This is a genomic window from Variovorax sp. P5_A3 (assembly GCF_056400665.1).
Genome location: NZ_JBFUKW010000005.1, coordinates 1 through 20,614 on the forward strand (window position 1 = coordinate 1; position 20,614 = coordinate 20,614).

At 67.2% G+C, this 20,614-nt stretch carries 19 protein-coding genes; 5 read left to right on the plus strand and 14 right to left on the minus strand.

All coding sequences use genetic code 11. The annotated features are described in order from the left end of the window. The 4 genes from AC1D3B_RS09330 to AC1D3B_RS09345 form a co-directional block, all read right to left on the minus strand. Nucleotides 1–1,097, minus strand: a 1,097-nt coding sequence (locus AC1D3B_RS09330; protein ID WP_478190380.1) for a tripartite tricarboxylate transporter permease, incomplete at its 3' end; no start/stop codon positions are given. 10 nt (nucleotides 1,098–1,107) lie between these two features. After that, nucleotides 1,108–1,596: a tripartite tricarboxylate transporter TctB family protein gene (locus AC1D3B_RS09335; protein WP_478190381.1), complete on the minus strand. Its 489-nt coding sequence runs from the start codon at nucleotides 1,594–1,596 to the stop codon at nucleotides 1,108–1,110. Nucleotides 1,597–1,756: 160 nt separating this feature from the next. Then, nucleotides 1,757–2,161, minus strand: a complete 405-nt coding sequence (locus AC1D3B_RS09340; protein ID WP_478190382.1) for an RNA recognition motif domain-containing protein — start codon at nucleotides 2,159–2,161, stop codon at nucleotides 1,757–1,759. 228 nt (nucleotides 2,162–2,389) lie between these two features. Further along, entirely contained in the window at nucleotides 2,390–2,605 is a 216-nt protein-coding gene (locus AC1D3B_RS09345) for a DUF3820 family protein (RefSeq protein ID WP_478190383.1), read from the minus strand. A gap of 72 nt (nucleotides 2,606–2,677) precedes the next feature. On the opposite strand from AC1D3B_RS09345, the gene AC1D3B_RS09350 reads away from it, so the two are divergent. Next, nucleotides 2,678–3,904 carry a DEAD/DEAH box helicase gene (locus AC1D3B_RS09350; protein ID WP_478190384.1) on the plus strand — a complete coding sequence of 409 codons (1,227 nt, stop codon included), beginning with the start codon at nucleotides 2,678–2,680 and terminating at the stop codon, nucleotides 3,902–3,904. A 6-nt stretch (nucleotides 3,905–3,910) separates the two neighbouring features. Here the strand turns inward: AC1D3B_RS09350 and AC1D3B_RS09355 are convergent, their stop codons facing one another. Both AC1D3B_RS09355 and AC1D3B_RS09360 read right to left on the minus strand, forming a co-directional pair. Beyond that, entirely contained in the window at nucleotides 3,911–5,071 is a 1,161-nt protein-coding gene (locus AC1D3B_RS09355) for an acyl-CoA dehydrogenase family protein (RefSeq protein WP_478190385.1), read from the minus strand. A gap of 76 nt (nucleotides 5,072–5,147) precedes the next feature. Next, nucleotides 5,148–6,149: an NAD(P)H-binding protein gene (locus tag AC1D3B_RS09360; RefSeq protein ID WP_478190386.1), complete on the minus strand. Its 1,002-nt coding sequence runs from the start codon at nucleotides 6,147–6,149 to the stop codon at nucleotides 5,148–5,150. A gap of 89 nt (nucleotides 6,150–6,238) precedes the next feature. Between AC1D3B_RS09360 and AC1D3B_RS09365 the strand changes: the two genes are divergently transcribed. Next, nucleotides 6,239–7,138, plus strand: a complete 900-nt coding sequence (locus AC1D3B_RS09365; RefSeq protein WP_478190387.1) for a LysR family transcriptional regulator — start codon at nucleotides 6,239–6,241, stop codon at nucleotides 7,136–7,138. Here AC1D3B_RS09365 and AC1D3B_RS09370 read toward each other — a convergent pair whose 3' ends face one another. The 4 genes from AC1D3B_RS09370 to AC1D3B_RS09385 form a co-directional block, all read right to left on the minus strand. Next, complete coding sequence (locus AC1D3B_RS09370; protein ID WP_478190388.1) at nucleotides 7,139–8,773, minus strand: Vgb family protein; 1,635 nt, start codon at nucleotides 8,771–8,773, stop codon at nucleotides 7,139–7,141. It abuts the gene before it with no gap. Between the two features lie 82 nt (nucleotides 8,774–8,855). Further along, nucleotides 8,856–9,686, minus strand: a complete 831-nt coding sequence (locus AC1D3B_RS09375; RefSeq protein ID WP_478190389.1) for an ABC transporter permease — start codon at nucleotides 9,684–9,686, stop codon at nucleotides 8,856–8,858. A gap of 5 nt (nucleotides 9,687–9,691) precedes the next feature. Further along, nucleotides 9,692–10,636 carry an ATP-binding cassette domain-containing protein gene (locus tag AC1D3B_RS09380; protein ID WP_478190390.1) on the minus strand — a complete coding sequence of 315 codons (945 nt, stop codon included), beginning with the start codon at nucleotides 10,634–10,636 and terminating at the stop codon, nucleotides 9,692–9,694. 107 nt (nucleotides 10,637–10,743) lie between these two features. After that, nucleotides 10,744–11,634: a LysR family transcriptional regulator gene (locus AC1D3B_RS09385; protein ID WP_478190391.1), complete on the minus strand. Its 891-nt coding sequence runs from the start codon at nucleotides 11,632–11,634 to the stop codon at nucleotides 10,744–10,746. An 82-nt stretch (nucleotides 11,635–11,716) separates the two neighbouring features. Between AC1D3B_RS09385 and AC1D3B_RS09390 the strand changes: the two genes are divergently transcribed. Beyond that, complete coding sequence (locus AC1D3B_RS09390) at nucleotides 11,717–12,388, plus strand: glutathione S-transferase family protein (RefSeq protein WP_478190392.1); 672 nt, start codon at nucleotides 11,717–11,719, stop codon at nucleotides 12,386–12,388. Next, on the plus strand, nucleotides 12,385–13,374 hold the full coding sequence (locus tag AC1D3B_RS09395; protein ID WP_478190393.1) for a flavin-nucleotide-binding protein: 990 nt from the start codon (nucleotides 12,385–12,387) through the stop codon (nucleotides 13,372–13,374). The genes AC1D3B_RS09390 and AC1D3B_RS09395 overlap by 4 nt, the downstream gene beginning before the upstream one ends. Here the strand turns inward: AC1D3B_RS09395 and AC1D3B_RS09400 are convergent. After that, nucleotides 13,346–14,497, minus strand: a complete 1,152-nt coding sequence (locus tag AC1D3B_RS09400) for a cytochrome P450 (RefSeq protein WP_478190394.1) — start codon at nucleotides 14,495–14,497, stop codon at nucleotides 13,346–13,348. The two genes, AC1D3B_RS09395 and AC1D3B_RS09400, sit on opposite strands and share 29 nt — an antisense overlap. A gap of 51 nt (nucleotides 14,498–14,548) precedes the next feature. Here AC1D3B_RS09400 and AC1D3B_RS09405 point away from each other — a divergent pair, with 51 nt between their 5' ends. Then, entirely contained in the window at nucleotides 14,549–15,235 is a 687-nt protein-coding gene (locus AC1D3B_RS09405; protein ID WP_478190395.1) for an ArsR/SmtB family transcription factor, read from the plus strand. A gap of 111 nt (nucleotides 15,236–15,346) precedes the next feature. On the opposite strand, the gene AC1D3B_RS09410 is transcribed toward AC1D3B_RS09405, so the two are convergent. From AC1D3B_RS09410 to AC1D3B_RS09420, 3 genes are all read right to left on the minus strand, one after another. After that, nucleotides 15,347–16,864, minus strand: a complete 1,518-nt coding sequence (locus tag AC1D3B_RS09410; protein ID WP_478190396.1) for an AMP nucleosidase — start codon at nucleotides 16,862–16,864, stop codon at nucleotides 15,347–15,349. Between the two features lie 174 nt (nucleotides 16,865–17,038). Further along, nucleotides 17,039–18,391 carry a glutathione-disulfide reductase gene (gene gorA, locus AC1D3B_RS09415; protein WP_478190397.1) on the minus strand — a complete coding sequence of 451 codons (1,353 nt, stop codon included), beginning with the start codon at nucleotides 18,389–18,391 and terminating at the stop codon, nucleotides 17,039–17,041. 55 nt (nucleotides 18,392–18,446) lie between these two features. Then, nucleotides 18,447–20,597: a DUF6600 domain-containing protein gene (locus AC1D3B_RS09420; RefSeq protein WP_478190398.1), complete on the minus strand. Its 2,151-nt coding sequence runs from the start codon at nucleotides 20,595–20,597 to the stop codon at nucleotides 18,447–18,449. Between the last annotated feature and the right edge of the window lie 17 nt (nucleotides 20,598–20,614).

Consider the following 20,614-nt stretch of genomic DNA (forward strand, 5'->3'; position numbering starts at 1 on the left):
CACATCGAGGCGATCAGGCCCCAGAAGAGTTCGGGGTTGCTGGTCATCACCTGCGGGCCGGGCTGGATGTTGTGGATGGTCATCGCACCCACCATCAGCGCCATCACGGCGTTGGGCGGAATGCCCAGCGTCAGCAGCGGGATGAAGGAAGTCTGCGCACCGGCGTTGTTGGCCGACTCGGGCGATGCCACGCCGCGGATGTTGCCCTTGCCGAAAGGCACTTCGCCAGGGCGCATGCGGATCTTCTTCTCCAGCGCATAGGCCGCGAACGAGGCCAGCAGCGCGCCGCCACCCGGCAGGATGCCGAGGGCAGAGCCCAGGGTGGTTCCGCGCAGGACGGCCGGCGCCATGTTCTTGAAGTCCGCCTTGGTCGGCCACAGGCCCTTCACCTCGGAGGTGAACACTTCGCGCTCTTCATCGGGCTGCGAGAGGTTGCCGATGATTTCGCCGTAGCCGAACACACCCATGGCGATCACCACGAAGCCGATGCCGTCGGTGAGTTCAGGGATGTCGAAGCTGAAGCGCGCGACACCCGAGTTCACGTCGGTGCCGACGATGCCGAGCAGCAGGCCCAGCACGATCATCGCAACCGCCTTGAGCAGCGAACCCGAAGCCAGCACCACGGCGCCGATCAGGCCGAGCACCATCAGCGAGAAGTACTCGGCAGGACCGAACTTGAAGGCCAGTTCGGTCAGCGGCGGGGCGAAAGCCGCCAGGATCAGCGTGCCGACGCAACCCGCGAAGAACGAGCCCAGGCCGGCGGCCGCCAGCGCGGGACCCGCCCGGCCCTGCCGTGCCATCTGGTAGCCGTCGATACAGGTCACCACCGAGGACGATTCGCCCGGCAGGTTCACCAGGATGGCGGTGGTGGAGCCGCCGTACTGCGCGCCGTAGTAGATGCCGGCCAGCATGATCAGCGCCGACACGGGCGGCAGCGCGTACGTGGCGGGCAGCAGCATCGCGATGGTCGCGACGGGGCCGATGCCCGGCAGCACGCCGATCAGGGTCCCCAGAATGCAACCGACCAGGCAATACAACAGGTTGGTGAGCGTGAACGCGACGCCGAAGCCGGTCGCGAGGTTGTGAATCAGATCCATGAAGGTCTCCTCAGCCCGAAATGAAGGTGGGCCAGACCTGGATCTGCAACTTGAGCGCCCAGATGAACGCCACGTAGCTGCCTGCTGCCAGGATGGTCGAGAGAATCAGCACGTCGCGCAGCTTGAAATGCTCGCCCGCGAGGCTGGAGATGATGGTGAGCGCGTAGATCGCGATGATCATGCCCATCGCCGGCACGCCGATGCTCGGCAGGCCGCCGAGCAGCACGCCGAAAGCGAGGTTGGCCACGATGACGAAGAACAGCGGCTTCCAGGCCCATTTGCCGATCCGGTCGCCGTCGACCGTCTCGACCACCAGCGACTGGAACATCACCAGGGCGCCGAGAACGGCCAGGAGGATGCCCAGCATGAGCGGGAAGTAGCCCGGCCCCATGCGGGCGCCGTCGCCGATGTTGTAGGTGGTGGCGCCGATGGCGAACGCCGCTCCCACCGTGGTGAACATGACTCCTGAAAAGAAGTCAGCCTGACTCTTGATACGCATTGTCTCGACCCTCGTTGATGAACTTCTAACGAGGTCGAGGGTCGTCTTCTGCCCCTGACGGCTGGCTGACTTCTACTGTACGGACTTCCACGTACCGGCGTGAGGCGCCCAATGAAAAAGGCTCCCGAAGGAGCCTTTCTGCATGTGCGCTGACGAGGGCTTAGTAGCCGCCGCGGCCGCCGCCACCGCTGCGGTTGCCACCGCCGCCGTAGCCACCACCACCGCCGCCGCCGTAACCGCCGCCGCCGCCACCGCCGTAACCACCACCGCCGCCGCTGCGGCCACCGCCGCCGCCGAAGCCGCCGGGCGAGCGGGGCTCCATCGGACGGGCTTCATTGACGGTCAGGCTGCGGCCGTCGAGTGCGTGGCCGTTCAGGCCTTCGATGGCAGCCAGCGCTTCCGCGTCGGTGCCCATTTCGACGAAGCCGAAGCCCTTGGAGCGACCACTGTCGCGTTCCATCATGACCTTGGCGCTGGCGACCGAGCCGTACTGGCCGAAGGCCTGTTCCAGGTCGTTGTCGCGGATGGAGTAGGCGAGGTTGCCTACGTAGAGTTTCTTGCCCATGGTGGGACTCCTAATCAAACCTAACAAACAAAGCGATGGAGTCCCAGAATCACAACAAACTAATAGCGCTGTGGCGCGAAACTTTCCGATCACCGGATCACGCGCGGGCAGCAGATGTGACCGCGACGTCCCGGCATTGTCCGTCACTACGGAACTTTTGGGTGAAATGCTTTTAATTTTTGAACCCATTTGTATCTGATTGCGCCGTATTTGCGACGCAAAAGCCGTTCAGGACCTTTTTCGCAACGGATTCAGCAGCGCCTTGAGACCGTTGTGATCGATTTCGTGCATCAGCGCGAGCAGACGCCCGATTTCCCCCGGGGGAAATCCCTCGCGCGCGAACCAGGTGAGGTAGTTTCCGGGCAGGTCGGCGATCACCCGGCCCTTGTATTTGCCGAAAGGCATTTCGCGCGTCACCAGCTTTTCGAGGTCCTCAGGGTTCATGGTGGCTATGCTCCCTCATCCCTGCGAACCCCGCTTTTTTCATTCACCGATTCCATTCGGGCCCACCTGTCCATGCCATTCCAATCCCTGGGTCTCGATGCCGCCCTGGCGCGCGCCGCCGCTGAAAAGGGCTACGTCGCGCCCACGGCCATTCAGCTCGAAGCCATCCCGGCGATCCTGCAAGGGCGCGACTTGCTGGGCGCAGCCCAGACCGGTTCGGGCAAGACGGCGGCATTCTCGCTGCCGCTGCTGCAGCGGCTGGCGAGCGAGCCCCGCCAGTCGCCGCGTCGACTGCAGGCGCTGATTCTCGTGCCCACCCGCGAACTGGCTGCGCAGGTGGGCGAGTCGATGCGCAGCCTGGCGCAGCATCTGCCCGCGCCGCTCAAGATCGCGGTCGCCTTCGGCGGCGTGTCCATCAACCCGCAGATGATGGCGCTGCGCGGTGGCGCCGACGTGATGATCGCCACCCCGGGCCGGCTGCTGGACCTCATCGACCATCGCGCGCTGCGTCTGTCGACGGTGTCGACACTCGTGCTCGACGAGGCCGATCGCCTGTTCGACCTCGGCTTTGCGGAGGAACTCGGGCGCATCCTGGCGCTGCTGCCGAAGCAGCGCCAGAACCTGCTGTTCTCAGCCACATTCCCACAGGCCATCCAGTCGCTGGCCGAGGGCCTGCTCCATGATCCGGTGCGCGTCGACGTGCAATCCGAAGCGGCCGATGAGCCTGCGATCCAGCAACGCGCGATCGAGGTCGATGCCGCGCGGCGCACGCAGTTGCTGCGCCAACTCGTCAAGGACAGCGGCTGGACGCGCGTGCTGGTCTTCGTCGCCACCAAGCACGCGTCGGAGATCGTGGCCGACAAGCTGCGCAAGGCAGGCATCGAAGCGGAGCCCTTCCACGGCGAGCTCAGCCAAGGCAAGCGCACCCAGGTGCTCGCCGACTTCAAGGCCTCCCGCGTGCAGGTGGTCGTCGCGACCGATCTCGCGGCACGAGGGATCGATGTGGCCCAGCTCCCCGTGGTCGTGAACTACGACCTGCCGCGTTCGGCCGTCGACTACGTGCACCGCATCGGCCGCACCGGCCGCGCGGGCGCCAGCGGATTGGCCGTGAGCTTCGTCGGCGCGGCCACGGAAGCGCACTTCAGGCTCATCGAAAAGCGCCAGGGCCTCAACGTGCCGCGCGAGCGGGTGGCCGGTTTCGAACCGGTGGAAACGGCAGCGCCAGCGCCGGCAGGTACCGGCGGCATCAAGGGCAAGCGGCCCAGCAAGAAGGACAAGCTGCGCGCCGCGGCGCGCTGAACGCCGTCACTCCCGCGGCGGCTTTTTCGCGATGCCCATCGTCTTCGCGAGGATCCCGAGCATCACCTCGTCGGCGCCTCCGCCGATCGAGGCGAGCCGGCCGTCGCGGTACAGCCGCGACACGCGGTTCTCCCAGGTGAAGCCCATGCCTCCCCAGAACTGCAGGCAGGTGTCGGCCACCTCGCGCGTGAGCCGGCCGCACTTGAGCTTCGCCATCGAGGCCAGCTCGGTCACGTCCTGCCCCTGCACATGGAGATCGCAGGCCCGGTAGGTGAGGGCACGCAGCGCCTCGACCTCGGTCTTGAGCTCGGCCAACTTGAACTGTACCCACTGCTGGTCGGCGAGCGTGCCGCCGAAGAGCTTGCGCTGCTGCGCCCATTCGATGGTCTCGGCGATGCAGTCGTCCAGCGGCTCCAGCGAGCTTGCGGCGCACCACAGGCGCTCTTCCTGGAACTGCTGCATCTGGTAGACGAAGCCCTGGCCTTCCTCGCCGATGCGGTAGCGCTGCGGCACGCGCACGTTGTCGAAATAGATGAGGCCCGTGTCGCTCGAATGCATGCCGATCTTGCGGATCTTCTTCGCCTTCTCGATGCCCGGGCTGTCCATCGGCACAATGACCAGCGACTTGTTCCGATGCACGGGGCCGTCGCCGGTATTGACCAGCATGCACATCCAGTCGGCCTGCAGGCTGTTGGTGATCCACATCTTCTGGCCGGTGATGAGGTAGTCGTCCCCATCCCTGCGCGCATGGCTCTTGAGGCCGGCCACGTCGCTGCCCGCGCCGGGCTCGCTCACGCCGATGCAACCGACGGTCTGGCCCGCGATCGCAGGCACGAGGAACTCGCGCCGCAGCGCATCGCTGCCGAAGCGTGCCAGGGCCGGCGTGCACATGTCGGTCTGCACCCCGATCGCCATCGGCACGCCGCCGCAGCTCACGTGGCCCAGCGCCTCGGCGAGCGCCATCGCGTACGAGTAGTCGAGGCCGGACCCGCCGTACGCCTCCGGTTTGTTGAGCCCCAGCAGTCCGAGCGCGCCGAGCCGCCTGAACACATCGTGCGCCGGAAAGCTTTCCGCGGCCTCCCACTCATCCACGTGCGGATTGATTTCCTCGTCGATGAAGCGACGCATCGTCTTCTGGATCTCGAGGTGTTCGTGGGTGTACTGCATGCCTGGTCTCCGGTCGGTCCTGTGTCAGCTTCGCCGACTCTAGGCCCGACCTGCAAGCGGTGCTTGCGCGAAGTGGCTACAGGCTCATGGTCAGTGCGCCCGTCGGCGCGCGCTGCACGCAGCCGAGGCCTTCGAGCGTCGCGCGGACCGCGGTGTCGAGCGGCGTGTGCGGCTCGCTCCCGAGCACCGACAGGAGCCGCGCGTTGCGCAGGCGCACCGGTTGCCGCCAGAGATAGCGCATCTCGCGCAACTCGCGGAACACGGGGACGAAGGGCGAGGCCACGGTGACCAGCCACCAGGGAAAGCGCCGGACCGGCAGATCGGGCTGGCCGCTTGCCCGACGAATGGCGGACTGCATCTGCGCGCCATCTGCATCCCAATGTCCGGCCATGTGGAAGGTGTCGAAGGCCGCGAGCGCACCGTCGCGTTCGACGAGCTGGACGATGGTTTCCGCGACGTCGGGCAGATAGGCCCACTGATGCCCGATGCCGCGACGACCGGGGTCGGCGATGGCGGCGAGCGGCCGGCCGGGCTTCACCAGGCCCTGGGAGAACCAGTTGTTGCCGGACCTCGGGCCGAAGAAATCGCCTGCTCGCACGATGAGCGTCCGCACGCCGCGTCCGGCGGCTTCGCGCAGCCGCAGCTCCATCTGCACGCGGATCGCGCCCTTGCGCGTCCGCGGATGCTGAGGCGAGTGCTCGACGAGATCGGGGAAGGCATCGGGGCCGTAGTTGTAGACCGTGCCCGGCAGCACGATGCGCGCGCCGGAGGCTTCTGCCGCGCGGATTGTGCTCTCCAGCATCGGCAGCACCTGCGTCTTCCAGTTGCGGTAGCCCGGCGGGTTGACCGCATGGACGATCAACGATGCGCCGCGGGCTGCGGCGACGACGCTGTCAGGGTCGAGCGAATCGCCCGCCACCCATTCGGGACGTGCCATGCCCTCGGGCCACTGAGCCGCAGCCTTCGCCGGGTCGCGCGCCAGCGCCCGCACCTTCCAGCCGCGCCGCAGCAGCGCCGCCGCCGTCTCGCCACCGATACCGCCCGTCGCGCCGAGCACCAATGCCGTACCTCGTTCCATGACCGATTCCTTTCGTGAAGGCTCGATTCTTGAGGCAGGGGGTGATAAGCACAATTGTCATAACCATCTCATCGGCTAGTATGAAATGTATGAACCTAAATCCACTGGACTGGGAAAGCCAACGCGCCTTTCTGGCCGTCCTTCGCGAGGGCAGCCTGTCAGGCGCGGCGCGGGCGCTCGACATCGCCCAGCCCACCGTCCGCCGGCGGCTGGAGGCGCTGGAACGCTCGATCGGCGTGGCGCTTTTCATCCGATCCCCCAGCGGCCTGACGCCGACCGACGCGGCGCGGGAGCTCGGCACCCATGCCGAGACGATGGCCGCGGCGGCCGACGCCTTCGCGCGGGCGGCCTCGGCGGACACCGACGCTGCCTCGGGCACGGTCCGCATCACCGCCAGCGACGTGGTGGGCGCGGAAGTGCTGCCCGGGATGCTGGCTGACCTGCAAGCTGCGCAGCCGGGCCTCGTGTTCGAGCTCAGCCTCACCAATCGCAACGAGGACCTGCTGCGGCACGAGGCCGACATCGCGGTGCGCATGGTGCGGCCGACCCAGGCTTCGGTCGTCGCCACGCGCGTAGGCGTTGTCGAGCTGGGTTTCTATGCGAAGGCAGACTACCTGCGGAAGCACGGCACGCCGAAGAAGCTGGAGGAGCTTGGCCGCTTCGCGCTGATCGGACCCGATCGCGAGACGGCCGATCTGCGCGCATTGCGTGCGCTCGGCCTGGACCTGAAGCGCTCGATGTTCACTTGCCGCAGCGACAACCAGCTTGCGCAATTGGGTGCGATCCGTGCCGGCCTCGGGATCGGCATCTGCCAGAAAGGCATCGCCCGCCGCGATCCGTCGCTGGTGCCCGTCCTCCCGAAGGCGTTCTGCTACGAACTCGAGACCTGGGTCACCATGCACGAGGACCTGCGGCGCATGCGAAGGGTGCGCGCGACCTTCGCGCACCTGGCGACGGCGTTGACGGCGTACTGCGGCACCGCCGGCTGACTAGCGCTGCGGTCGGATCCGATACAGCGCGTTGTTGCGATCGGCCGTCATGTAGATCGTGCCGTCGCTGCCGACCGCCACACCTGTCGGCACGTAGGGCGGCGGCATCCCCGGCCCGCCTTCGAGGCCGATCGGCAGGTTCTCGGCGACGGTGCGGCGCGTGCCGCTCGCGATGTCGATCTCCACCAGCCGCCGGGCGGCACTTTCCGCGACGATGAAGGTGCCCCACGGCGTCTGCGCCACGCCTTCCGGCATGGCCAGACCTTCTGCAACGGCACGCAGCGGAGCGCTCGCATCGAGCGGAATGCGCGTCAGCTTGCCCGCGGCTTCGGTCACGTAGAGTGCGCCATCCTTGCCCATGATCATCTGCACCGGTCCCGCAAGGCCGCTGGCGATGACTTCCTTCGTCTCGAACTTCGGGCCGCTCGCGCGGGTCACGCTGCCGGTCGCGATCTCGGCGTAGATCACGCTGCCGTCTGGCATGGGAATGGCGTCGACCGGCGCCTTCAGGCCGTGCAGCACAGCGGTGGTCTTGAGGGTCTTACGGTCCACGAGCTGTACCGTGCCCGTGAACCATGAGGTCAGCGCGAAGTGCGTGGGCGACAGGCCGACCGCGAACGGGTATTCGAGTTCCGGATCGCGCTGCATGCGGAAGACGTCGCGCACCGCGCCGCTCGTGGCGTCGACCTGGCGGAAGCCGAAGATATCGGCCACCCACAGGTCGTTGCCATCGATCTTGACGCCGGCCGGCACTGCCAGCTTTCCGCCGGTGAGCAGGCGCAACTCGCCGGTCGCGGGATTGAACGCCTCCACCGAGTTGTCGGCCATGTTCGACACGTAGATCATGCCCTCGGGCGCGATCGCGAGGTTGTCGAGCGACGGCTTGAGCTGCTTCGCGACGGTCTTGCGGCCCGTCGCCAGTTCGACGCGGACCAGTTCGCCGCTACGTGCGTCGACCACCCACAGGTTGCCCTTGCCGTCGAGATTGGCGGCGGCGGGAATCTTGAAGCCGTCGGCGATCACCGTCATGGCGCCGTTGGCCGGATCGATCTTCACCACCTGGCCCTTGAACCACAGCGGGCCGTAGAGCATGCCGTCGGGCCCGACCTCGAATCCGTTGAAGCCGCCCATGTCCTTCTTGATCAGGCGTGGGGGCTTCTGGCCTGCGACATCGATCTCCCACAGCGCATCGCCCAGGAACACCTGCGAGGCGTAGAGCTTGCCGTTGCGGCGGTCGAAGTCGAGCGAGTTGAGGCCGGGCAGGTCCTTGGCGAGAACGCGCATCGGCGCGTTGTCGTTGTCGCGCGTGCGCAGCATGCCCATCAGGTAGTTGGTCCATGCCAGCTCGCCCTTGGGGCCGACCGCGATGTCGTCGGCCTGCCCCTCGACGCTCTTGATGAGCACGCGCGCGGCGCCGGTCTGGCGATCGACCTCCCACAGGGTGTTGCCGACCACCGAGCCTGCGAGCAGCCGCCCCTGCCGGTCGATTGCGAGCCCGTGCACGCCCGAGAACGAAGAGGGCGCCACGATCGCCTCGGGCGCGGCCCAGGCGTTGGGCCGGGTGGGCGGCGTCGTGGTGCATGCGCCGAGCAGGAATGCCGACGCCAGCAGGGCGCCGCCGAAGATCCGCTTCATGTTGTCTCCTCGTTGTGAAAGTCGCCGATGCAGTCTAGGAGCGGGGCTCCTGTTTGCAGTCACACGCGGGACAAGCGCGGCCTCAGGCCCGGAAGCGCCTGCGCGTCAGTCCAAGCGCGATCCAGAACGCGGCGACGGTGTACACCACCAGCACCAGAGCGTGTCGCCACCAGTCGGGCGGCCACTGGTCCATGAAGAGCGGCCGCACCAGTGCCACCGCGTTGGTCAGGGGCAGCCACGCGGAGACCGCGCGCACCACGCCGGGCAACTGATCGAGCGGAAAGAACACGCCCGACAGGAACATCATCGGTGTCATGAACAGCGTGAAGTAGTAGGTGAAGAAGTCGTAGCCCTTCGCCAGCGCATTGAAGATCAGCGCGATGCACGAGAAGGTGATGCCCACACCCACCAGCACGAACCACGCGATGAAGAGCTTCGGGCTGTGGCTGATGCCAAGCCCGAGCATCACGAACATGATCGCGGTCGTCGTGAAGATCGCCTTGAAGGCTGCCCAGAGCATCTCGGCCATGACCACGTCGTCGAGGCCGACCGGCGCATTCATGATGCCGTCCCAGGTCTTCTGCACATGCATGCGCGAGAAGGCCGAATACAGCGCCTCGAACGAGGCCGCGTTCATCGCGCTCATGCAGACCGAGCCGCTCGCGAGGAAGAGGATGTAGGGCACGCTGGTACCGTCGACCTTCACTTCGCCCACCAGCGCGCCCATGCCATAGCCGAAGGCCACTAGCCAGATCAGCGGCTCGGCGATGTTGCCGATCAGGCTGGGGATCGCCAGCTTGCGCCACACCAGCAGGTTGCGCAGGAACACCGGCCACCAGCGCATCGAGAGCTCGGGCGGGCGCCAGACGGAGCGCGTCGGTGGCGCAGGGGAAGCAGAAGCGAGGCTCGACATGCGGATCAACCATCCTCTCTGATCTGGCGACCGGTCAACTTCAGGAAGAGATCCTCCAGGTTGGCGGGGCGGTGAAAGGTGCGCAGCCCACTGCGGTCGCCCAGCGCCGCCATCAGGCCGCGCGCATCCTGTGTGTAGAAGAACACCGTCTCGCCACTGACCTCGACGCGAGCAGCGTAGTCCTTCAACGGCGACTGCGCCAGTTCGAGCGCGCCGTTGCCGTAGAGCTCGACCACGTCCGGCTCCAGGTATTCGGCGATCAGGTCGCGCGGGCGTCCCTCGGCGATCTTGCGGCCATGGTCCAGTACCAGCAGGCGCGAACACAGGCGCTCGGCCTCGTCCATGAAGTGCGTGGTCAGCAGGATGGACTTGCCCTGCTGCAGCAGCACCTGCAGTCGCTCCCACATGAGATGCCGCGCCTGCGGGTCGAGCCCGGTGGTCGGCTCGTCGAGCATCAGCAGCTTCGGGTCATTGACCAGAGCGCGCGCAAGCGACAGGCGCCTTCGCATGCCGCCGGAGAGTTCGCCGGGCTTGGCGTCGGCCTTGTGCGAGAGCGCCGCGAACTCCAGCAATTGCGGAATGCGCGGCGCGATCTCGGCGCGGCGCATGCCGAAGTAGCGTGCGTAGACCATCAGGTTCTCCGCGCAGGAGAAGTCGGGGTCGAGCGTGTCGAACTGGCTCACCACGCCGAGCTGCGCCTTGATGGCGCGCGCGTCGTTAGGCATCGACAGTCCGCCCAGTGCCTCGATCGTGCCGCCGTCGGGCGCGGTCAGTCCGAGGCACATGCGAATGGTGGTCGTCTTGCCGGCGCCATTGGGCCCGATCACGCCCAGGCATTCCCCCGGCGCGATCTCGAACGACAAGTCGTCCACCACGGTGGTCGTGCCGTAGCGCTTGTGCAAGTGGCTGGCGTGGAAGAGCGGATTCGGCACCGCGGCATTGTGGCGCATGAGAAACCAAAGCCAGGAACCCCGCGGAACCGGCTCCGCCGGGGCGCAGGGGTTGCCCCCGGAAGGGGGGTGGAGAGCGACACGAAGTGCGCGAGCCTGGGGGCGATCTAAACCTCCAAGCCAGCGAACTCGCCCTTGATCCAGTCGATGAAAGCGCGAGTGCGTGCTGGCAGCAGCCGTGCATGGGGGTAGATCACGCTCACCGGGCGCGGCGGAAGCTCGAATCCGTCGAGCACGATGACGAGCCGCCCCTGTGCCACCAGCGGTAGCACCTGGTAGGAGAAGAACATGCCGAATCCCATGCCGGCCGCGCAGGCCTCCACGGCCGGTGCGATGTGGTTGAACTCCAGGTTGCCCCGTGGCGCGATCGCGAGTGGACGGCCTTGGTCGCGGAAGGTCCAGTGGGGCGTGCCGCCCGGATGGATGCGCACGCAATGGGCATCGAGCAGTTCGCGCGGGTGCCGCGGCGTGCCGCGCTCCCGCAGGAATCCGGGGCTTGCCACCACCACGCGGCGAACGCTCCCGAGCTGCTGTGCGACCAGCGAAGAATCGTCCAGCGCCCCGATGCGGATGCCCACATCGATGCCTTCCTCCAGCAGGTTCACGTTGCGGTCGTGCAGCAGCACGCTGCAGCGCATCTTTTCGTGGCGCTGGAGAAACCTGACGATGGCCGGCGACACGTACATGTGGCCGAACAGCACGGGTGCCGTGACGGTGAGCTGCCCGGCGGGCTCGCCCGCGTCGGCGGTGAGTGCCTGGTCCGCCGCGTCGGCCGCGGCCAGCACCTCGCGTGCGCTCAGCAGGTAGCTGCGGCCTTCCTCCGTGAGCGAGATGCGCCGGGTGGTGCGATGGAAGAGCCGCACGCCCAGGTGGGCCTCGAGCGCGGCAAGGGAGCGCACCACGGCAGGAAGCGATGTGTCGAGCGCGTCGGCGGCTTTCGTGAGGCTCCCCCGGTCGGCGATCTGCACGAAGGTCTGCATGGCTTTGAGGCGGTCCATGGCGCGATTAAACCGTAAAACGCAGCAGTCAACTGCATTCGAAGCCATTACTTCATCGGGCGCGTGAAAACACAATCCATCAATGCTCACATCGCAACAGGAGAACCGCACGACAGCCACCCGCCCTGCCCAACCCATCAAGGTCTACAGCTCGTCCGTCTCCGGCCATTCGCACCGGGTCAGGCTGTTCCTCTCGCTGCTCGGACTGCCTTTCGAAACAGTCGAGGTAGACCTGGGCGCGGGTGCGCATCGCACGCCGGAGTTCCTGCGACGCAATGCCTTCGGGCAGGTGCCGGTCATCGAGGACGGCGACGCGATCCTGGCCGACTCGAACGCGATCCTGGTCTACCTCAACGAGCGCTACGCCGCAGAGCCGGCGCGCTGGTATCCGCGCGATCCGCTCGGTGCGGCGCGGGTGCAGCGCTGGCTATCGGTCGCCGCTGGCCAGCTTGCAGCAGGACCTTCGGCGGCGCGCCTGATCGTGCTGTTCAAGCAGTCGCGGGATGCATCGGACGTGATCGCAGGCACCCACGATCTCCTCCGCATCATGGAGGGCGAGCTGGCGCATCAACTGTTCCTCGCGGGCGCTTCCGCGACGCTGGCCGACATCGCCAACTACACCTATGTCGCGCATTCGCCGGAGGGCAATGTTTCGCTCGAAGCCTATCCCCGCGTGCGCGGATGGCTGGCCCGCATCGAGGCGCTGCCCGGCTTCGTGCCGATGGCGCCATCACGCATCGGACTCGCAGCATGAACGCCCCGGAGGTCGGCCCGTCGCCCTGGCATGAGGGCGAACTCGCCATGCAGTCGCTCGCAGGCGTGCGCGATCGCATGGCGATGCTCGGGCCGCGTGTGATTCGCGACTACATGCCGGACCAGCATCGCGATTTCTTTCCGCAACTGCCTTTCCTGATCGCAGGGGGTCTTGATGCGGCAGATCAACCTTGGGCGAGTGTGCTGGCGGCACCGGCCGGATTCGCCCATTCACCCGACGAGCATCACCTGCGCATCGATGCGCGTCCGTCCGTGGAAGACCCGCTGGCTGCGGCGTTGCGGCCCGGCGCGCCCGTCGGGCTGCTCGGCATCGAACCGCACACGCGGCGGCGCAATCGCATGAACGGGGTGGTTGAACGGGTCGATGCCCAAGGCTTCTCGGTCGAGGTGCAACAGAGCTTCGGCAATTGCCCGAAGTACATCCAGGCGCGTGAACCCGTCTTCTTGAGCACTGGCCATGCAGCTTCGAATGCGCGGCGCAGCGAACAGATGGACGCGGCGGCACGGCGGATGGTGAGCAACGCCGACACCTTGTTCATCGCCACCGCCCATCCTGCGGCTGGCGACGCGGCCACGTCGCACGGCGTCGACGTATCGCATCGAGGCGGCCGGCCGGGCTTCGTGCGCGTGACGGGCGAGGGCACCCTCACCATGCCGGACTTCGTCGGCAATTCGTTCTTCAACACGCTGGGCAATATCGCCGTGCATCCGCGCGCGGGCCTGCTCTTCATCGATTTCGAAACCGGTGACCTGCTTCAGCTCGCCGTGACAGCCGAGACGATCTGGGACGGGCCGGAACTCGCGAGCTTCGATGGCGCGGAGCGGCTGCTTCGAATGCAGGTCGTGTCCGCGATCCACCGGCCCGCGGCGCTGCCGTTGCGATGGGGGCCTGCGATGCTGTCGCCGTTCCTGGCTCCGACGGGGCGCTGGCCCGAGGTCAATGAAAGGCGGGGATCCGCGCATTGACGGAGGGCCGATAGTCCCAGCCGCGTTCCAGGAGTGCTTCGGTAGCGACACCACGAGACAGCAGCGCTTGCAGACCGGCGGCGGCGACGGTGCAGGCCAAGGCCTGTCCCGGGCAGGCATGGATGCCGTGGCCGAAGCCCAGCGTCCGGCGCTCCGCGCGCATCAGCTCGAAGGTCGCCGGGGCGGGGTTGAGCGACGGATCACGATTGGCGGCACCGAGAACCAGCAATATGGCCTCGCCCGGCGCGAGTTCGATGCCGGCGATGGTCGTGGGTTGTGCGACGAATCGACGCGTGTTCTGGATCGAAGGATCGTGCCGGGCCACTTCGTCCACCAGTGCGGGCAGCAGTTCCCAGTGCGCGTCGAGCCGTCGGCGAAGGGCAGGTTCGCGCGCCAGCGCCACCAGGCTGTTGCCCAGCAGTCCGGCCGTCGCTTCGCAGGTCTGCGACATCAGGCCGACGAGATTGGCAAGGAGAGTTCGCGAGCGATCGCCCGGCACCTGTTCCTGCACTGCCGCGAGGAGCGTGCCCCGCGATGCGGGGCTGGAAGCGGTCAATTGCTCGAAGCGCGTCATGAGGGCGACTGCGGCTTCGCTCGCTTCGTCCAATTGAGCAGCGGTCGACAAGGGGGAGAGGCAGGCGACGAAGTTGCGCATCCAGTCGGAGACACGGGGCAACTCGTTGTCCGCGAAGCCGAGCAAGTGGGCGACGCAGCGCACCGGCAACGAGAAGCAGGTATCGGACAGCGAATCGACCGTCACACGCTTCGCGACCCCGAGCGCGGCAGCGTACGCTGCGGAGAGATCGAGCCCCGTCAGCGCGCGTTGCACCACCGGCCTGTAAGCCGAATGCGGCGCCCCGTCGTTCATGCGAACGAGCCGCCCGAACACTTCCCCCGCGGGTGTGCCGGTGATCGCGACCGGCACCGGCTCCGATGGCGGGCGTACGCGCAGCGCATCGTTCGCCAGTACTTCGCGAACGACGTCGGCACGGCTCGCGACCCAGACGCGCAACCGTTCGTCGCGGACGAGGGGAGGCCCGTTGCGCAGCGTCGCGTACCAGGGATAGGGATTGCAGTGAGTGACGGCGGCGATCGCATCGGCCGGCGGATCCATGTGTTTCATGCCGCCAGTCTGGCGCTTTTCGAACGCACACACTTCGTTTACGATCGAAGTATGGATGCACTAACGGCTGACACCCACCTTGCGCGCGTGGCCGGCGCGATTGCCGAACCTGCCCGCGCCCGCATGCTCTGCTGCCTGCTGGACGGACACGCCCGCACCGCGACCGAACTGGCAACCGTCGCCGAGGTCGCGGCCTCGACCGCCAGCGCTCATCTGGCGCGCCTCAAGGAGCAGCGCCTCGTCGACGTGGTCGCGCAGGGCAAGCACCGCTACTTCCGCCTCGCCGGCAGCGAGGTCGCCGCTGCGCTCGAAGGCCTGCTGGTCGTCGCCGGCGCCCCGCGCAACGAATTCCGCCCGAACACGCCAAGCCGCCTGCGCTCCGCGCGCACCTGCTACGACCACATGGCCGGCACGGCCGGCGTCGCACTGCATGACCGACTGCATGCGCAAGGTTGGCTTCAGGAGGTTTCGGAGGGTGACTACGACCTCACCCCCGAAGGCGCCGTGGCGCTCGAAAGCCTGGGCATCGATGTAGCGAACGCCCGCAGCACGCGCCGCCGCTTTGCCTGCGCATGCCTTGACTGGAGCGAGCGCCGACCCCACCTCGGCGGCGCGCTCGGCGCGGCGTGGCTGCAACTCTCGCTGCGCCGCGGTTGGGTAAGACAAGACCTGGACGGCCGAGCCCTCGCGCTCACGCCAAAGGCGCAACGCGAATTGCCCGAACTCTTCAGCGCCTGAGCGCCCGCGACCCCAATCCCGGAAACCCCACGGAACCGGCTCCGCCGGGCCGTAGGGGTTGCCCCCGGAAGGGGGTGCAGAGCCACACGAAGTGGGCGAGGCTGGGGGCGACTACTGGAACGCCACTTCGGCAAAGCTGCGCAACTTGCGGCTGTGCAGGCGACTCGATCCTTCCTGCCGCAGGATCTCGATCGCAGCCATGCCGATGCGCAGGTGCTGCTCGACCCGCTCGCGATAGAACTGGTTGGCCATGCCCGGGAGCTTGATCTCGCCGTGCAGCGGCTTGTCGCTCACGCACAGCAGGGTGCCGTAGGGCACGCGAAAGCGGAAGCCGTTGGCGGCGATCGTGGCGCTTTCCATGTCCAGGGCGACGGCTCGGCTCTGGCTGAAGCGCCGCTGCGGCTGGTTGCCCGGCAGCAGTTCCCAGTTGCGGTTGTCGGTGCTGGCGACGGTGCCCGTGCGCATGATCTTCTTGAGCTCCGTGCCCTGGGTGCCCGTGACTTCCGCCACCGCCTTTTCGAGCGCGAGCTGGATCTCGGACAAGGCCGGAATCGGCACCCACAGCGGAAGCTCTTCGTCCAGCACGTGGTCCTCGCGCACGTAGGCATGCGCCAGTACATAGTCGCCGAGCTGCTGCCCCTGGCGCAGGCCGGCGCAATGGCCGAGCATCATCCAGGCGTGCGGCCGCAGCACCGCGACGTGGTCGGTGATGGTCTTCGCGTTGGCCGGCCCGACCCCGATGTTGACCATGGTGATGCCCGTGCAATCCTCGCGCACCAGGTGGTACGCCGGCATCTGGGGCAGGCGCGGCGGCGGCGTGCCCTGCGTGCCGTCGAGCAGTTCGCCGTACAGATCGCTCGAACCCGGGGACATACCGCGGCGGCGGGTGACGACATTGCCTGGCTCGATGAAGGCGATGTATTCGCTGTTCTCGTCCGTCATCGCCTCGTGGCCGAGCCGCACGAATTCATCGATGTAGAACTGGTAGTTCGTGAACAGCACGAAGTTCTGGAACCACTCCGGCGCCGTGCCGCTGTAGTGCCGGAGCCGGTGCAGCGAATAGTCGACCCGCGCCGCCGTGAAGAGCGACAGCGGCTGCGCCTCGCCGGGCTTGGCCTCGAAGGTGCCGTTGGCAATGCCGTCGTCCATCGCGCCCAGATCGGGCAGGTCGAACACGTCGCGCATCAGCGCGCGTCGTTCGGCGGACATCGTTCCTTCGATGTGATCATTCTCCGCAAACGAGAAGTGGATAGGGATCGGCTGCGTGCTGGTGCCGATCTCCAACTCCACCCGATGGTTTTCCAGCAACAGCCTGAACTGCTCGCGGTAGTAACGCAAGAACAGGTCCGGCCGCGTCAGCGTCGTCTCGTAGCGCCCCGGCCCCGAAACGAACCCGTAGCTCAACCCTGCATTCGCAACCGGCGTACTGCGCGAAACAGTGTGCGTGTGCACCCGCACGAACGGATAGCAGGCCCGCACCCGCCCCGGCAGGCTTTCACCGGCCACGAACCGCTGCATTGCTTCGCGAAGGTGCTGCAAGCCCCCGTTGTAAATCTGTCGGACCTGCTCAAGAGCAGCGTCTGGATCAGTAAATCGGGCTGGCGCAATAAAGGCAGGCATGTAAGGCATAGCCCATTGTGGCGCACCCAGCGTTGCCGCAATAAGACGCCCCGCCGACGGCCGGCGCAGCCCGGCCCCTTCGTGAAACACCGCGGATCCGGCTCTGCCGGTCCGCCGGTGTTGCCCCCGGTAGGGGGTAGGCGTAGCGACACGAAGTGCGCGCAGCCTGGGGGCGAGCCAGCCCTACGGCATAGGTTCGCGCATGGTCACGAACTCTTCCGCCACTGTGGGATGGATGCCGATGGTGCTGTCGAAGTCCGCCTTCGTCGCACCGCAACGCATCGCGACCGCGAAGCCCTGCACGATCTCGCCCGCATCGGGCCCCACCATGTGCAGCCCGACCACGCGGTCGCTGGCCTTGTCGACGATCAGCTTCATGAAGGTGCGTTCCTTGCTTTCCGACAGCGTGTGGCGCAGCGCGCGGAATTCGCTCGAAAAGATCGTCACCTTGCCCAGCTTCATGCGCGCCTCGGCCTCGGTGTAGCCGCAGGTGCCGATGTTCGGATGGGTGAAAACGGCCGTCGGCGTGTATTGGTAGTCGAGTTGCCGCTTGCCCTTCCCGAAAAGGGTGTCGACCACGACCATCGCTTCGGCGAGTGCGACCGGTGTGAGCTGCTGCCGCGTGGATACGTCACCCACCGCGAAGATCGAGGGCACCGAACTGCGGTAATGCGCATCGACGATCACGCCGCCGCGCTGATCCAACTCCACGCCCGCGGCTTCGAGACCCATGCCCTCGGTATTGGGGACACGGCCGGTCGCGAAGAGGATGGCGTCGGCTTCCACGCGCTGGCCGCGCGAGAGCAGGGCGCACAGCCCGCTCTCCAGGCGCGTCACCATGCTGATCTCCGCGTTGAGCCGGATGTCGATGCCGGTGCGCGCCATTTCCTTCGCCACGAACTGGCGAACGTCCTCGTCGAACTCGTTCAGCAGGTGCGCGCTGCGTTGCACTTGCGTCACCTTCGCGCCCAGTCCGTTGAAGATCGATGCGAACTCGCAGGCGATGTAGCCGCCGCCGACCACCAGCAGCCGCTTCGGAAACGGTTCGAGATCGAACATCGCGTCGGAGACGATCCCGTGTTCGCGCCCGGAAATCTCGGGCACGAAGGGCATGCCCCCCGTCGCGATCAGCACGTGCTGTGCGGTGAAGTGCTTTTCGCCGACCTGCACGCAATGCGCGTCCCTGAGCTGCGCCCAGCCCTGGACGAGCTGGACGCCCGCGCCTTGGAGCAGGCTCTGGTAGACGCCGTTGAGCCGCGTGATCTCGCGCGCACGGTTGGCCTTGAGGCGCGACCAGTCGAAGCGCGGCTCGCCGACGTGCCACCCGTAGCCCGCCGCTTCCTCGAAGGATTCCGCATAGCCGGCCGCGTAGCTGTAGAGCTTCTTGGGGATGCAGCCGACGTTGACGCAGGTGCCGCCCAGTTCGGCGCATTCGGCGAGCGCGACGCGAGCGCCGCGCTGGGCGGCCATGCGTGCCGCCCGCACACCGCCGCTTCCGCCACCGATCACGAAAAGGTCGAAGTCGAATGTGCGCATGGGAACTCCTTCGCGCCGACTGTAGCCGGCGGGAGGAGAAGCCGCTGCGAGGAGCCTATGGGCGATCGGGTTGCTGGTTCGGATCCCGCTGCCCTGGGACGCCTGCGCGTTGCGGCATCCGCGCGTCGGCGGCGCGCTGCTGCAGTTGCTGCTGCTGCGACTGCAGCATGCGCTGTTGCACCTCTTGCGCCTGCCGCATCGCTTGCTGTTGCTGCATCTGCTGGGCCTGCAGCATCTGTTGATGCTGTGCCTGCATCTGCTGTTGCGCCTGCATCTGTTGCTGCGCACGCAAGGCCTGTTGCTGCTGCATTTGCTGCACCTGTTGGGCTTGAGCCTGGGCGGCCCGTTGCTGCATTTCCTGTTGCTGGCGCAGGGCCTGCAGTTGCTGCTGCTGCACCTGCTGTGCCTGCTGTGCCTGCTGCGCCTGGGCCTGTGCGGCGCGCTGCTGGATTTCCTGCTGCTGTCGCTGTGTCTGCATCTGGAGTTGCTGCGCCTGTTGGGCCTGCGCCGCCTGGGCCGCTGCGCGCTGCTGCACCTCCTGTGCCTGGCGTTGTGCCTGCTGCAACTGCTGCGCCTGTTGCGCTTGCATCGCTTGGGCGGCAGCACGTTGCTGGACTTCCACCTGCTGACGCTGCGCCTGCTGGAGTTGCTGAGCCTGCTGCACTTGTCCAGCGGCACGTTGCTGGGCCTCCTGTTGCTGCCGTTGAAGCTGCTGGAACTGCTGCGCCTGCTGGGCTTGCACGGCCTGGCCGACGGCGCGCTGCTGTCCTTCGAACTGTTGCCGCTGTGCTTGTTGCATCTGCTGCTGCGCCTGCTGCATTTGTTGCAACTGCTGAAACTGTTGCTGCTGCTGCCGTGCCTGCAATGCGACGGGTGGGAGGATGGCGGCGGGCCTGCCGAACTGACCGCGGGATTGATCGCCCCGCAGCGGGATCGGCGCCCCCATGCCCACGGGCACGCCTCCGATGCGTTCCGGCGGCACGCGGATGACGTCGCGTCTCGCGATTGGCCCGCGGCCGAAGACATCCGTGGGAACGACAGTGACGGCGCCCGGCGTCAGCGCGTTGGCATAGCCGCCGCGTCCGCCTCTTCGTTGCATCGCCGCGGCGCGGTTGGCCTCGTCGATGTAGCGTTGGCTGGCCTGATAGCCCGGCCGCCACGTCTCGCCCGGTGCGAGCGGGAACCAGCCCACGCCGCGCCGGCCGCCCGGGATCAGGTTCGGGTTCCTGGCGCCGCCGACGAAGCCCACCACCGCAGGCGAATAGATCGGGCGCGCGTGCGGCCGACCGGGCACCCAGCCCCAGCGCGGGCCGATGCGTGCCCAGCGTCCGTAATGCGCAGGCGCGAAGCCCCAGGGTGCGGCATCGATCCAGGTCCAGCCCCAGGGCGCCACATCGACCCATTGGCCGTCCTGATAGGGCGCCCATTCGGTGTCGACGCCGCGGGGGTACCACACGTTGCCGTAGTTGGGATCGCTCTGCCAGTCGCCGTAGGCATCGAGCTGCTGGTAGCCGACGACGTCGCGCGACACGTAGCGAGCGGAAACCGATTGGTCTTCGACGCGGTCACGCTCGGCGACCCAGCGATCGAATTCGCCGGTTTGCCGAATCGGCGCACCGTTCGCCGCCGCGAGGTTCCGGCCGGAGGTCGTGATCTGCTGGCTCGCCGCCAGCGGCATGGATTCGCCGCTTTCGCCATAGAGCGTGACATTGCCCGCCGCCACGGCAACCCGCGTCGTGCCCTGGATCGGGTCCGTCTCGATGCGGTAGTCGCCCGGCGCGTCGATGACCACGGCCAGGTTCCCGGTGTCGACTTCGAAGCGCTGGCCGGCGAGGTCGTCGCGCACGCGCACTTGCAGGCTGCCCTGCGACGCGGTGATGCGCGCGGTGTCGTCGTCGATCTCGGAAAGCGTGACGCTGGTCTGCTCGTCGAGCCGCACCGCGGAGGAGCCCACGTACACCTCGGCGCGCGCGTTGCGATCGGTCCAGAGGCGGTCGCCGGTGGTGAGCGGCCGGTTCGGCACGACTTCGTACCAGCTGTCCTCGCCGGCGGGCGAGAAGCTCACCACGCCCTGATGGAAGTTGAGTCGGCCGACGCGACCCGGTGGATCCTGCTGGGCGGCGGCCTGCAGCCCCGTCAGGAGCAGTGCGAAACCCATCAACCAGGCGGCCGCGCGGCCTGGCAGCAGGGTGCTGCGTTGTTTCATGGTTGTTCCTTCGTCAT